Annotated in this window: 12 protein-coding genes; 2 read left to right on the forward strand and 10 right to left on the reverse strand. The window is 70.2% G+C overall.

Annotated features, from left to right (window positions below):
* Positions 1-32: 32 nt before the first annotated feature.
* Positions 33-1,046, forward strand: coding sequence for a sigma-70 family RNA polymerase sigma factor (locus tag ACGFT1_RS12445; protein ID WP_373908948.1), 1,014 nt, complete (start codon positions 33-35; stop codon positions 1,044-1,046).
* On the opposite strand, the gene ACGFT1_RS12450 is transcribed toward ACGFT1_RS12445, so the two are convergent.
* Complete coding sequence (locus tag ACGFT1_RS12450; RefSeq protein ID WP_373908949.1) at positions 930-1,286, reverse strand: STAS domain-containing protein; 357 nt, start codon at positions 1,284-1,286, stop codon at positions 930-932. The two genes, ACGFT1_RS12445 and ACGFT1_RS12450, sit on opposite strands and share 117 nt — an antisense overlap.
* Positions 1,287-1,391: 105 nt before the next feature.
* Between ACGFT1_RS12450 and ACGFT1_RS12455 the strand changes: the two genes are divergently transcribed.
* Positions 1,392-2,312, forward strand: a complete 921-nt coding sequence (locus tag ACGFT1_RS12455; protein ID WP_373908950.1) for an AEC family transporter — start codon at positions 1,392-1,394, stop codon at positions 2,310-2,312.
* 88 nt (positions 2,313-2,400) lie between these two features.
* On the opposite strand, the gene ACGFT1_RS12460 is transcribed toward ACGFT1_RS12455, so the two are convergent.
* From ACGFT1_RS12460 to ACGFT1_RS12500, 9 genes are all read right to left on the reverse strand, one after another.
* Positions 2,401-3,678, reverse strand: a complete 1,278-nt coding sequence (locus ACGFT1_RS12460; protein WP_373909221.1) for a thymidine phosphorylase — start codon at positions 3,676-3,678, stop codon at positions 2,401-2,403.
* Positions 3,679-3,756: 78 nt separating this feature from the next.
* Positions 3,757-4,164: a cytidine deaminase gene (locus ACGFT1_RS12465; RefSeq protein WP_373908951.1), complete on the reverse strand. Its 408-nt coding sequence runs from the start codon at positions 4,162-4,164 to the stop codon at positions 3,757-3,759.
* Positions 4,161-5,447 carry an ABC transporter permease gene (locus tag ACGFT1_RS12470; RefSeq protein ID WP_373908952.1) on the reverse strand — a complete coding sequence of 429 codons (1,287 nt, stop codon included), beginning with the start codon at positions 5,445-5,447 and terminating at the stop codon, positions 4,161-4,163. The genes ACGFT1_RS12465 and ACGFT1_RS12470 overlap by 4 nt, the downstream gene beginning before the upstream one ends.
* Positions 5,447-6,571, reverse strand: a complete 1,125-nt coding sequence (locus tag ACGFT1_RS12475; protein ID WP_373908953.1) for an ABC transporter permease — start codon at positions 6,569-6,571, stop codon at positions 5,447-5,449. The genes ACGFT1_RS12470 and ACGFT1_RS12475 overlap by 1 nt, the downstream gene beginning before the upstream one ends.
* Entirely contained in the window at positions 6,568-8,094 is a 1,527-nt protein-coding gene (locus ACGFT1_RS12480) for an ABC transporter ATP-binding protein (protein WP_373909222.1), read from the reverse strand. Before ACGFT1_RS12480 ends, ACGFT1_RS12475 begins: the two co-directional genes overlap by 4 nt.
* Positions 8,095-8,292: 198 nt before the next feature.
* Positions 8,293-9,345, reverse strand: coding sequence for a BMP family protein (locus ACGFT1_RS12485; protein ID WP_373908954.1), 1,053 nt, complete (start codon positions 9,343-9,345; stop codon positions 8,293-8,295).
* Between the two features lie 290 nt (positions 9,346-9,635).
* Positions 9,636-10,871, reverse strand: coding sequence for an amidohydrolase (locus tag ACGFT1_RS12490; protein WP_373908955.1), 1,236 nt, complete (start codon positions 10,869-10,871; stop codon positions 9,636-9,638).
* Between the two features lie 304 nt (positions 10,872-11,175).
* Positions 11,176-11,703, reverse strand: coding sequence for a hypothetical protein (locus ACGFT1_RS12495; protein ID WP_373908956.1), 528 nt, complete (start codon positions 11,701-11,703; stop codon positions 11,176-11,178).
* Positions 11,704-11,718: 15 nt separating this feature from the next.
* Positions 11,719-13,539, reverse strand: a complete 1,821-nt coding sequence (locus ACGFT1_RS12500) for an alpha/beta hydrolase (protein ID WP_373908957.1) — start codon at positions 13,537-13,539, stop codon at positions 11,719-11,721.
* Positions 13,540-13,542 lie beyond the last annotated feature (3 nt).

Below are 13,542 nucleotides of genomic sequence, written 5' to 3' on the forward strand. Positions count from 1 at the left end.
CGCGCAAGCACGGCCACAGGGGTGGGTGGACGATGGGCGACAGCACGGCGACGGCGGACCTGGACGCCGCACTGGAGAAGCACCGGACCGAGCTGACCGGGTACTGCTACCGGATGCTCGGTTCCTCCTTCGAGGCCGAGGACGCGGTGCAGGACACCCTGGTGCGGGCCTGGCGCAGTCACGACAAGTTCGAGGGCCGGTCCTCCCTGCGCTCGTGGCTGTACCGCATCGCGACGAACGTGTGCCTGGACATGCTGACGGCCGGCAGCAAACGGGCACGGCCCATGGATCTGACCGAGTCGACCCCCCTCGCCCGGGCGGCGCTCACGCCGCGCCCCGACACCACCTGGCTGGAGCCGATGCCGGACGCGCGTGTGCTGCCGACGGCCGGCGACCCGGCGGAGGCCGCCGTCGCCAAGGAATCCGTCCGGCTCGCCTTCATGGCCGCCCTCCAGCAGCTGCCGGCCAAGCAGCGGGCGGTGCTGATCCTGCGCGAGGTGCTGGCCTGGCGGGCGAGCGAGGTCGCCGAGTTGCTGGACACCACGGTCGCCTCGGTGAACAGCGCGTTGCAACGGGCCCGGGCCACGCTCGCGGAGCGCGCGGAGAGCGGCGCCGAGGGCGCGGTGTCCGATCCGCTGGACGAGGAGCAGCAAAAACTCCTGGAGCGCTACGTCAAGGCGTTCGAGGGGTATGACATGACGGCGCTGACGGCGCTGCTCCACGAGGACGCCGTCATGACGATGCCGCCGTTCGACCTGTGGCTGCGCGGCACCGCCGACATCACCGGCTTCATGACCACCATCGGCGCCTCCTGCGCCGGCTCCCGCCTGCTGCCGGTGCAGGCCAACGGCCTGCCCGGCTTCGCGCACTACAAGCCGGACCCGGAGAACGGCGGGTTCAGCCCGTGGGCGGTGCAGGTGCTGGAGATCTCAGACGGCCGGATCACCGGTTTCCACTTCTTCCTCGACACCCGGCGCTGGTTCCCCCTGTTCGGACTGCCCCTCCATCTGGAAGCGGAGGCCGACGAGGTCCAGCAGGGCGGCTAGCGCGGGGCCGGCGCCCCGCAGCCGGATCCGCCCGCCGGCCCGGCGGGCGGCCAGCTCCAGCCGCGCCAGCAGGTCGACGGCCGCCAGTCCCGGCGGTCCGAGCCGGCCGACGTCACAGACGACGGCACGTCCTTCGCCGCCGTCCTCCAGCAGTGCCCGCACGCCGTCGCACAGCCCCGTCACCTCGTCACGGCTGACGGGCCAGGGCAGCACAAGAACGGCGGGGGTCTCGGCATCCACGACCGGTTAGACCGACGGGACGGACGGAACTCATCGTCGTGCCGTGGCGAGAGCCGTCGAAGATCACATTGACCGATTCCCCGTTCATCCTCAAAGGTGAAGTTCGTGGTGGGGGTGCTGAGCGGGTTCGCGGTGATCGCGGTCGTCATCGGTGTGGGCTATGTGCTCGGGCGGCGCGGAACGCTCGGCGACCAGGGCGGCGAGGTGCTGACCAGGCTGGCCTTCACGGTGGCAGGCCCGGCGCTCCTCTTCACGACCCTCGCGCGCGCCGACCTCTGCGTCCTCTTCTCCAGCCGGCTGCTGGTGACGGCCCTGAGCACGGCCGCGGTGTCCGGGGTCTTCGTGGCGATCGGTGTGCTGCGGCGCTGGGAGGTGGGCCGTACGACGATCGGCGCGCTGTGCTCCGGTTACGTCAACTCGGGCAACCTCGGCATCCCGATCGCCGCCTACGTGCTCGGCGACGCGTCCCTGGTGGCGCCGGTGCTGCTCTTCCAGGTCGTCCTGGTGACCCCCGTCGCCCTGACGGTCCTGGACCTGTCCGGGGCGGGCGGGAAGGGCACGGTGTGGCGGCGGCTGCTGACCCCGCTGCGCAATCCGATAGCCGTGGGCTCCCTGTCGGGGGTGGTGGTGTCGGCGGCGGGCCGGCAGCTCCCCGGGCCGCTCATGAACCCCCTCACCCTGATCGGGCACATGTCCGTCCCGGCGGCCCTGCTGGCGTTCGGCATGTCGCTGCACGGCAGTGCGGCGCCCGGCCGGGGCCGGGACCGGTACCCGGTCCTGCTGTCGGTGGCGCTGAAGTCGGTGGGCCAGCCGCTGGTCGCCTGGACGCTGGCGGCGGCCGTCTTCGGACTGCGCGGCGCTGCCCTGCTGGACGTCGTGATCACCTCGGCTCTCCCGGCCGCCCAGAACCTCTTCACCTACGCCAGCCGCTACCGCGTGGCCGAGTCCCTGGCCCGCGAGTCGATCCTGCTGTCGACGGTGGCGTCGGTGCCGGTGATGGTGGGGGTGGCGGCGGTGCTGGGCTGACACCCGGTCAGTCGACGGGGAACCCAGCACGCCGAACGGGACCGGCGGAGGTCCACCGGTCCCGTTCACCCGAAAGGGGGGACACATGTCAGGCGATGCGCTCCAGCACCACCGGCGTCGCCGTGAACTCGGTGCCGGGCGCCGCGATGTCGTACGAGCCCGTCACCGCCTGGAGCGCGTAGTCGAAGCGCTCGGGCGTGTCCGTGTGCAGGGTGAGGAGGGGCTGGCCCTCGGTCACCGTGTCGCCGGGCTTGGCGTGCAGTTCCACGCCCGCCGCCGCCTGCACCGGGTCCTCCTTGCGGGCGCGGCCGGCGCCCAGGCGCCAGGCGGCGATGCCGATGCCGTAGGCGTCCAGGCGGGTGAGCACGCCGGAGGAGGGGGCCTTGATGACGTGCTGCTCCTTCGACGTGGGCAGCTCGGCGTCCGGGTCGCCACCCTGCGCCGCGATCATCCGGCGCCACACGTCCATCGCGGAGCCGTCGGCCAGGGCCTTCGCGGGGTCCGCGTCCTTGATGCCGGCCGCGTCGAGCATCTCGCGCGCCAGAGCGACCGTCAGCTCCACGACGTCCGCCGGGCCGCCGCCCGCGAGGACCTCGACCGACTCGCGGACCTCCAGGGCGTTGCCCGCCGTGAGGCCGAGCGGGGTGGACATGTCGGTGAGGAGCGCCACCGTCCGCACGCCGTGGTCCGTGCCGAGACCGACCATCGTGGACGCCAGCTCGCGGGCGTCGGCCAGCGTCTTCATGAAGGCGCCCGTGCCGACCTTCACGTCCAGGACCAGGCTGCCGGTGCCTTCCGCGATCTTCTTCGACATGATCGAGGAGGCGATCAGCGGGATCGCCTCGACGGTGCCGGTCACGTCCCGCAGGGCGTACAGCTTCTTGTCCGCGGGGGCCAGGCCGTCGCCCGCCGCGCAGATCACCGCGCCGGTGGTGTCGAGGACGTGCAGCATCTCCTCGTTGGAGAGCAGGGCGCGCCAACCGGGGATGGACTCCAGCTTGTCCAGGGTGCCGCCGGTGTGGCCGAGGCCGCGGCCGGAGAGCTGGGGCACGGCGGCGCCGCAGGCCGCGACCAGCGGGGCCAGGGGCAGGGTGATCTTGTCGCCGACGCCGCCCGTGGAGTGCTTGTCGGCCGTCGGGCGGGACAGCGCCGAGAAGTCCATGCGCTCGCCGGAGGCGATCATGGCCGCGGTCCAGCGGGCGATCTCGCGGCGGTTCATGCCGTTGAGCAGGATCGCCATGGCGAGCGCGGACATCTGCTCGTCGGCGACCTCGCCGCGGGTGTACGCGTCGATCACCCAGTCGATCTGCTCGTCGCTCAGCTCACCGCGGTCCCGCTTGGTGCGGATGACGGAGATGACGTCCATGGCCATGGCTGATGGCTTCCTTCCGGGAGGTGCGAAGTGCACGGCCCCCCTGAGCGGTTCAGAGGGGCCGTGCGGGAGTTACTTGGTGAGATGGTCCGGGCCGAAGGCCTGGGGCAGCATCTCGGCGAGCGGGAGGACGCCCGCGGGGGTGTCGAGCAGCAGCTCCGGGCCGCCGAACTCGTAGAGCAGCTGGCGGCAGCGGCCGCACGGGACCAGCAGGGCGCCGGTGCCGTCCACGCAGGTGAAGTGCGTGAGCCGGCCACCGCCGGTGCGCTGGAGCTGCGAGACCAGGCCGCACTCGGCGCACAGGCCGAGGCCGTAGGAGGCGTTCTCGACGTTGCAGCCGGTGACCGTGCGGCCGTCGTCGACCAGGGCCGCCACGCCGACCGGGTAGCCGGAGTAGGGGGCGTAGGCGTGGGACATGGCCTCCCGCGCCTCGGCACGCAGCGCCTCCCAGTCGAACCCGCCGGCCGGTGTCGCCGTCACTTGCCCTGGCCCTTCCGGTAGCGCATGCCGTCCGCCTTCGGCATCCGCAGGCGCTGCGCGGACAGCGACAGCACGAGCAGCGTGACGACGTACGGGGTGGCGCCCACGAAGTCGCTGGGGACCTCGTCGGTGACCAGGTACCAGACCAGGACCAGCGCGGCCGTGACGGCGCTGATCACGCCCTGCCACAGGGCCTTCTTGTACAGCTTCCAGCCGGCCAGCAGCGCGAGCAGGACGACCAGCAGCAGGAGCAGGGCGTGGACGGTGACGCCGCCGTTGCGCAGCTGGAGCGCGTCGGAGTAGCCGAACAGGCCGGCGCCCATCGCGAGGCCGCCGGGGCGCCAGTTGCCGAAGATCATGGCCGCGAGGCCGATGTAGCCGCGGCCTCCGGTCTGGCCCTCCAGGTAGGTGTGCGAGGTGACCAGCGCGAGGAACGCGCCACCGAGGCCGGCGAGACCGCCGGAGACGGCCACGGCCGCGTACTTGTAGCGGTAGACGTTGACGCCGAGCGACTCCGCGGCGGTCGGGTTCTCACCGCAGGAGCGCAGCCGCAGCCCGAACGGGGTGCGCCACAGCAGCCACCAGCTGCCGACGAACAGCAGCACGGCCAGGAGCGTCACCACGGACAGGTTGGTGATCAGACCGCCGATGATGCCGGCCAGGTCGGAGACGAGGAACCAGTGGTGCTTCTCGACCGACGCGAGGGCGTCCGAGAGACCGGGGAGGGTGACGTCGGGCAGCGAGTCCACGGGCGGGGACTGCTTGGGGTTGCCGCCCGCCTGGGCGGCCGAGCCGCCGGCGAAGAACAGCTTGGCGAGGTACTGGGTGGCGCCGAGCGCGAGCAGGTTGACGGCGACACCGGAGACGATGTGGTCGACGCCGAAGGTCACGGTGGCGACGGCGTGCACCAGGCCGCCGAGGACGCCGAAGCCGATGCCGCACAGCAGGCCGAGCCAGGGGCTGGACTGCCAGCCGATCCAGCCGGCGCCGAAGGTGCCGAGGATCATCATGCCCTCGAGGCCGATGTTGACGACACCGGCCCGCTCGGACCACAGGCCGGCGAGACCGGCGAGGCCGATCGGGACGGCGAGGGCGAGCGCGGCGGCGACCTGTCCGGCGGAGTCGAGCTGGTTGGCGCCGGTGATCACGCGGACCGCGGCGAGGAGCAGCAGCGCGCCCGCGACGATCATGAGGGTCAGGCCCAGGGAGCGGCCGGAACGCCGGGGGGCGCCCGGTGCCCTGGGGGCCGCCGGCGGCGGCGCGTCGGTCATCGTGGCAGTCATCACGCCACCTCCTGCTTCTTCGTCGCGGCGGCCTGGGCGGCGAGTTCGGCGCCCACCTTCTGCTGCTGGCGCTTGAGGCCATAGCGCCGTACGACCTCGTAGGCGATCACGACGCAGAGGACGATGACGCCCTGGATGACGCCGAGGATCTCCTTGTCGTAGCCCTGGAACTCCAGGTGGTTGGTGGTGCGCTCCAGGAAGCCCCACAGGAGCGCGCCGAGGGCTATGCCGATCGGGTTGTTGCGGCCGAGCAGCGCGATGGCGATGCCGGTGAAGCCGATCCCGCTGGGGAAGCTGTTGTCGTACTGATGGCTCTCGTTCAGCAGGGTCGGCATGCCGATCAGACCGGCCACCGCACCCGAGATGATCATGCTGGTGGCGATCATCTTCTTCACCGAGACACCGCTCGCGGAGGCGGCGCTCTCGGACTGGCCCACGGTGCGCAGGTCGAAGCCGAACCGGGTGCGGCCGAGCACGAACCAGTACGCGACACCGACGAGCACGGCGACGACGATGAACCCGTCCAGGACACCGGCCGGGCCGGTGTCGATGTTGAAGAAGTGCGCGGACGACGGCAGCGGCTTGGTGGACACCAGGGTGCCCGCCTGATCGAGCTGGCCGAGCTTCCCGGGCTGGAGCAGGTAGCCGATGATCGCGGTGGCGATCGAGTTCAGCATGATGGTCGCGATGACCTCGCTGACACCGCGGGTCACCTTCAGGATGCCGGCGATGGCCGCCCACAGCGCACCGGTCGCCATGGCGCAGATGACGATCAGCGGGATGGCCAGCCAGCCGGGCACGGTGAGCGCCCCGCCGAGGACGGCGGCGACGAACGCGGCGAGCCGGTACTGGCCGTCGACACCGATGTTGAACAGGTTCATGCGGAAGCCGATGGCCACCGCGACACCCGCCAGGTAGTACGTCGTCGCCTTGTTCAGGATGAAGACCTGGCTGTCGCTGGCGAAGCCGTAGGTCACCATGTCGTGGAAGGCGGGACCGGGATTCTTGCCGGTCGCGGCGATCACCAGGGCGGTGACGACGAGCGCGGCGACGACCGCCAGCAGCGGCGCCGCGATCCCGAGGAGCAGCCGCTCCTTGTCGATCCGTGAGGTCAGCTTCTTCATCGCGCGTCGTCCTCTGTGTGCTCCAGGTGCCCGGTGGCCGCACCCGTCATGGCGGAGCCCAGCTCTTCGGGGGTGATCGTGGCGGGGTCGGCGTCGGCGACCAGGCGGCCGCGGTACATCACCCGCAGGGTGTCGGAGAGCCCGATCAGCTCGTCGAGGTCGGCGGAGATGAGCAGCACGGCCAGGCCGTCGCGGCGGGCCTCGCGGATGTAGTCCCAGATCGCGGCCTGCGCGCCGACGTCCACACCACGGGTGGGGTGGGCGGCGATCAGCAGCTTGGGGTGGTGGCTCATCTCGCGGCCGACGATCAGCTTCTGCTGGTTGCCGCCGGACAGCGAGGCCGCGGTGACGTCGATGCCGGGGGTGCGTACGTCGTAGGCCTCGACGATGCGCTGGGTGTCGGCGCGCGCCGCCTTGAGGTCGAGCAGCGCGCCGCGCGAGTTGGGCTTCTCGGTGACGTGGCCGAGGATGCGGTTCTCCCACAGGGGTGCTTCCAGCAGCAGGCCGTGGCGGTGGCGGTCCTCGGGGATGTAGCCGATGCCGGCCTCGCGGCGGTCGCGGGTGGGGGCCTGCGATATGTCGGTGCCGTCGAGACGGACGACGCCGGCGTCGGGCCGGCGCATGCCCATGATCGCCTCGACCAGCTCGGACTGGCCGTTGCCCTCCACGCCGGCGATGCCCAGGACCTCGCCCTTGTGGATGGTGAGGGAGATCTCGTCCAGGATGACCCGCTCGACACCGTCGAGGTCGGTCTGGGTGAGATGGACGCCGTCCAGCGTCAGCATCGGCACCTCGGTGACCGTGGACTCCTCGGTCTCGGGCGTCGGCAGTTCGCTGCCGACCATCAGCTCGGCGAGCTGCTTGGGCGTGGTGCCCTCCGGCTCGACCGTGCCGACGGTGGTGCCGCGCCGGATGACGGTGATCTCGTCGGCGACGGAGAGCACCTCGCCCAGCTTGTGGGAGATGAAGATGACGGTGAGGCCCTCGGCCTTCAGCTCGCGCAGGTTGGCGAAGAGGGCGTCGACCTCCTGCGGCACCAGGACGGCGGTGGGCTCGTCCAGGATGAGGGTCCGGGCACCGCGGTAGAGGACCTTGAGGATCTCCACGCGCTGGCGGTCGGCGACACCGAGTTCCTCGACCAGGGCGTCGGGGCGGACGCCGAGCCCGTAGGCGTCGGAGATCTCGGTGATCCTGGCGCGTGCCTTGCCCCCGATGCCGTGCAGCTTCTCCGCGCCGAGGACGACGTTCTCCAGCACGGTGAGGTTGTCGGCGAGCATGAAGTGCTGGTGCACCATGCCGATGCCGCGGGCGATGGCGTCGCCGGGGTTGTTCAGGACGACCTGTTCGCCGGCGACGGTGATGGTGCCCTCGTCCGGCTGCTGCATGCCGTAGAGGATCTTCATCAGGGTGGACTTGCCGGCGCCGTTCTCACCGCACAGGGCATGGACGGTGCCCGTGCGGACCGTGATGTCGATGTCGCGGTTGGCGACGACGCCGGGGAAACGCTTGGTGATGCCGCGCAGTTCGACGGCAGCGGGAGGGCTGGACGCGTTGATGGCGCACTCTCCTCGGGGAAAGGGGCTGCGGGGAGGGGGCAGGCGTCGGCGACGCTAGCGCGGCAACTCCGTGCTACACGCGTAGAGTTGACACATTGTTATGGCTCGGCCGGGGGCTCCGGGAGGCGCCCCCGCGCCGAGCCTGGGTCCGTGGGACCCGTCAGGTCACGGGGTGGTCTTGACCTTGATCGAGCCGTCGACGATCTTCTTCTTCGCGGCGTCCAGCTTGGCCTGGATGTCGCTGATGAAGCCGCCGCTGGTGGCCAGCTTCACGCCGTCCTTGGCGAGCGAGTAGCTGTTGGTGCCGGCCAGCGCCTTGCCGTCGTGCACGGACTTGATGAAGTCGTAGACGCCGACGTCGACGTTCTTGACCATGGAGGTCAGGATCGCGTTCTTGTACTTGGCCAGACCCGGGATGTTGTACTGGTCCGAGTCGACGCCGATGGCCCAGGCGCCCTTCTTGCCGCTGACGGCCTCGATCGCGCCGTTGCCGGAGGAGCCGGCCGCCGTGTAGATGACGTCGGCGCCGTTGTCCAGCATGCCCTGCGCGGCCTCCTTGCCCTTGTCGGGGCTGGCGAAGCCGGAGGTGTCCGAGCCGTGGGACAGGTACTGGGTGTCGACCTTGATCTTGGAGTTCGTGTCCTTGACGCCCTGGACGTAGCCCGCCTCGAACTTCTTGATCAGCGGGACGTCCACGCCGCCGACGAAGCCGACGTGCTTCGACTTGGTCTTGAGCGCGGCGGCGACACCGGCCAGGTAGGAGCCCTGCTCCTCGGTGAAGTTGATGCTGTCGACGTTCTTGGCGTCCACGACCGAGTCGACGATGCCGAAGCTGGTCTTCGGGTACTTCGCCGCGACCTTGGCCATGGAGGCGGCGTACGCGTAGCCGACACCCACGACGGGGTTGTAGCCGGCGTCCGCCAGGTCCGACAGGCGCTGCTCGCGGTCGGCCTCGGTGTCGGAGGTCTTGGCGGTCAGCTCCTTGATGTCACCGCCGAACTCCTTCTTGGCCTGGTCGGCACCGCGCGCGGCGGAGTCGTTGAAGGAGCGGTCACCACGGCCGCCGACGTCGAACGCGAGGCCGATCTTGACGCCCTTGCCGTCACCGGAGGACGACGGGCTGTCGTTGTCGGAGGAGGTGCTGCCACAGGCTGTGGCAGTCATTGCGAGTGCTGCGGACGCGATACACGCAGCGGAAAGCTTGGCTACCCGGCGCACGGGAAGGCTCCTTCACCTGACCTGAGCGCCATGTCGGCGCTTGATGTGAGCACCGTGTCGGTGCTAGAGCCGGGACGCCCCTTCGGCGTCGGCTTCGCGGCATCGTAACGCGCGTAGATGTCAGAAAAACACCCCTCGCGAAGCCGTTATCGATTCGAGGCAAACAGCGCCTGAACTCGCACTCCCGGCCTTGTCACGCCGCTGTCGCGCGCTGTGCACGAATGGCTTGTATCCGTGTTGCGCCGGGCCGGAGACGGCCCCCGAGGGGGCCGCTCCGCCCGCTCCCGGGCTCAGCCGCGGGCCGCGCCGGTGTCCAGGAAGGCCACCGCGGTGAACATCTCCACGCCCACCGTGATCGCGTACTCGTCGGCGTCGAAATCGCCCTGGTGCAGGTCACGCACCGTGCGCTCGCCGGGCCGGCGCACGCCGAGGCGGGCCATCGCACCGGGCACCTGCTCCAGGTACCAGGAGAAGTCCTCACCGCCGAGGCTCTGCTCGGTGCTCTCCACGGACTTCATGCCGCGCCGGGCGACCATGGCCCGGCGCAGCACCTCGGTGGACTCCCGGTCGTTGACGACGGGCGGCACCCCGCGCACGTAGTTGATCTCGGACTTGGCCCGGTGCAGCGTGGCGACCTCGTCGATGGCCGCGTGCACGATGTCGGGCGCCTGCCGCCATGCCTCCAGGTCCAGGCAGCGCACGGTCCCGGACAGCTCGGCGTGCTGCGGGATCACGTTCGGGGCGTGCCCCGACTCGATCCGGCCCCAGGTGAGGGCGAGACCGGCCCGGGTGTCGACCCGGCGGGCGATCAGCGCGGGCACGTCGACGGCGACGCGGGCGGCGGCGGTGACCAGGTCGGTGGTCAGGTGGGGGCGGGCGGTGTGGCCGCCGGACCCGTCGAGGGCGATCTCCAGCCGGTCGCAGGCGCTGGTGATCGCGCCGTGCCGCAGACCGATCCGCCCGGCGTCCACCCGGGGGTCGCAGTGCACGGCGAGGATCCGGCCCACCCCGGTCAGCGCGCCGTCCTCGATGGCACTCAGGGCGCCGCCGGGCAGGACCTCCTCGGCGGGCTGGAAGATCAGTCGTACCGGCCGGGGCAGCAGGTCCTTGGCGTGCAGGTCGGCGAGGACGAGGCCGGCGCCGAGGACGACGGTCGTGTGGACGTCGTGACCGCAGGCGTGCGCCCGGTCGGGCACGGTCGATCGGTACGGGCAGTCCGCCTTGGTGTCCGGGATGGGCAGGGCGTCGATGTCGGCGCGCAGCGCGAGCAGCGGTACGGCCGGCTGCTCACCCTCCGGGAGCCCGATGTCACAGACGAGTCCGGTTCCGGTGGCGAGGACGCGGGGCTTGAGACCGGCTCGCTCCAGCCGCTCCTTGATCGCCGCGGTGGTGCGGAACTCCTGATTGCCCAGCTCCGGGTGCATGTGCAAGTCGCGCCGGAACGCGACCAGTTCTGCGTGCAGGGACTCGCTCAGCACGCCGGGGAGCACATCGCCCGGGAGGCCGGCCTCGGACTCTGAGGACATCAATTGCTTCACCCTCTGAAGGGTAGGACGCCCAGCCGGTCAACTACCCCACGTTCAACAAAACTTCAGCCCGTTAGGGGAATAAAATCTGACCGTCGGGCGCATGGCGGCGGACTCTGTTGGGTAAAACCTCTGTTTCCTCCTTCCACGCATACCACGCATCACCCGTGTCACGCGCGTCATGTCCACGAAGCGGACCCGCACGCGTCCCGTTCCCGGCGGGCTCCGGCGCCGCTGCCCGGGCAGGCGTCCCGGTGTCCGGGCGGACCTCCCACGCCTGGTGGCCGTCGCCCGGACGGCGGCGCTAGAAGTGCTCGACCTTCTGGCCGTCGGGAACCTGGTAGCAACCGGAGACGACGTCCACGCTCAGCATCGGAGGATTGTCCTTCGCCATCTGAACGATGTGCACGCCGGCCCTCTTCGCATCGTTCTCGGCCGTGAGCCTCAGGTTCTTGTTCTTGCTGGTGTCCGGTCCGTACTCGACGATCTTCCAGCCATGCTTCGGCAGTGCCTCCTTGAGCCGTCGCATGGCTACCCCGAGGTCATCGGAGGACGCCGGGGAGAAGCTCCACGGGTGAAGGACCCGGAAGTACTTGTCCGGGTCCTTGCCGGAACACTCCGTCACCGTCGCGCGGCTGTCGGACGTCTTCCCCCTGACACCGATCAGGTCGTGGATGCCGCTGGAGACACGTTCCAGCTCGTCCGCGGCGGCACTCGACGTGCTCGTACCGGCGGAAGGAACGTCGGAGTCGTTGTCAGTCATGTCGCATCCGGTGAGGGCAGTGAGCGCAAGGGGAATGGCGACCGCGAGGACGCCCAGCTTGATCTTCACGTCAGGGAGTCTCTCCTACTTCACACGCGCCCAGTAACCGGGCGGCCCGAACGTATCGGGCGGGGGCTTCAGCTCCACGTTGTCGCCCTTCCCGACGACGACCAACGCCTGATTCAACAGGCTTTTGGAACCGGGGTCCCAGTACCCACCGTGTCCATGGGTGTCCGTCGCCATCTGGTTGGCGCCGAAGTCCGGGTCGCTCGGAATGACGAAGCCGTCCCCGCCATGGCCGTAGCGGCCGATGTCCGGAACCGGGTCCGAGCCACCCTCCTCGTTCCACACGTGCCCCTTGGGTACGTCCATCTCGTCGGCACCGGACACCCTGACGCCGGGACTGCCCGCGAAGACGACATCGTCGGCGTTGAGGGTCCCCTTCTCGGCTGCGGCCCCGATGAGGGTCGAACCGTAGGAATGGCCGATCACGGTCCGGTGCGGTGGCGTATCTCCGGAGTGCGACGCCTCGAGCCCGTCCAGGAACTTGTTGAACGCCGGAGCACCGTCATACGCGTAGTTACTGAAAGGCGCGTCCTTGACGACGTCGCCCGGTGCGTCGTAGCCCAGCCACGTGATCGTGGAGACGGACTGGCCACCACCCTTGGCATGGGCTACGTCCCAGACGTTGACCATCCGGTCGATGTTGCCGCCGATACCGTTCAGATCCGACGTCGTGCCAGGCACATAGACGGCTTGGTGGTCCGCGGTGTCCGGGTTTCCGTTGGCCACGATGGCGCGGCCGTCGTCATCGGCGCTGAACCCCAGCAAGTAAGCCTCGGGAAGCCCCCGCTCACCGGTCTTGTCGAAGCGCTCCTGGATGCTCTTCATGCCGTTGAGCGACTTGTTGAGGTGGTCGTAGCGCTCGCCGTACTTGTTGTACCAGTCCGTGTATTCGTCGGTGTGCACCTTGGACGCCCAGCCGTTGGAGGCGATGTAGGTCCACTCGTTCATGGGCGGGTCCGGTATGGAGTCGAGCTCCAGCTGGTAGCGGGCGCGGGTCTCGTCGAGGACGACGCGGTTGGCCTCGTCGCGGACCGTGGAGGGCAGGCCGTCGAGTCCGCCGACGGAATCGGGCCGGAGGGAGAGCCATGCCGCCCGCTGCTCGTCGTCGAGGCCCTTCCACCAGGCCGCGTTGTCCTTCGGGCTGCCGTCCTCGGGTGGCTGCGGAAGGGAGTCGAGGTACTTCTTGCCGGCGTCGCCCACCCCGTCCCCGTCCGACTTCGCATCCGCCCAGTCCCGGTCGGAGACCACCAGGTCGTCGTCGGCCTTCAGCGCCCGCAGCTTCGGCGCCCACTTCGCGTCCGCGTCCGTGGCCTCCTGCAGCGCATCGCCGATGCGGTTGGCGAACCCCACGGCCTTTCCGAAGTTCGGGTTCGGGTGCATGTTCACGGCCTGGCGCTCGATCGCCGCGGCCGTCGGATCCGTGGTGCTGGACGACGGTGACACCGTGCCGCCCTCGGGCACCTTGCCGTCGGCCTCCTTGCCGCCGGCCGGGAACGACACCGACCCGTCCGCGCCCACCGTGCAGCCGGCCGCCTGTGCGTCCTCCAGCGCCGCCTCCAGCTTCTTCTTGGCCGCGGCCATGTCGAAAGCGAAACCGTTCAGCGCCGTACTGACCAGCGCGCACTCGGTCTGGATGTAGTGGAAGTCCTTGCCCAGCTCGTTCAGCTCGCGCAGGGCCGCTTCCATCGCCTCGCCCTCGAGCCGGTTGCGCAGGCCCGCGGAGATCCGGTTCGCGACCTCGTCCTTGGCGGTGCTCGCCATGTCGCTCGTGGCGCGGTACCCGTCGGCAGCCTGCTCGTACTCGGTGGGCTCGAGGGCCTTCAGCGTCGCGATGTCCATGAC

The organism is Streptomyces sp. Y20 (genome assembly GCF_043195475.1).
GTDB lineage: Bacteria > Actinomycetota > Actinomycetes > Streptomycetales > Streptomycetaceae > Streptomyces.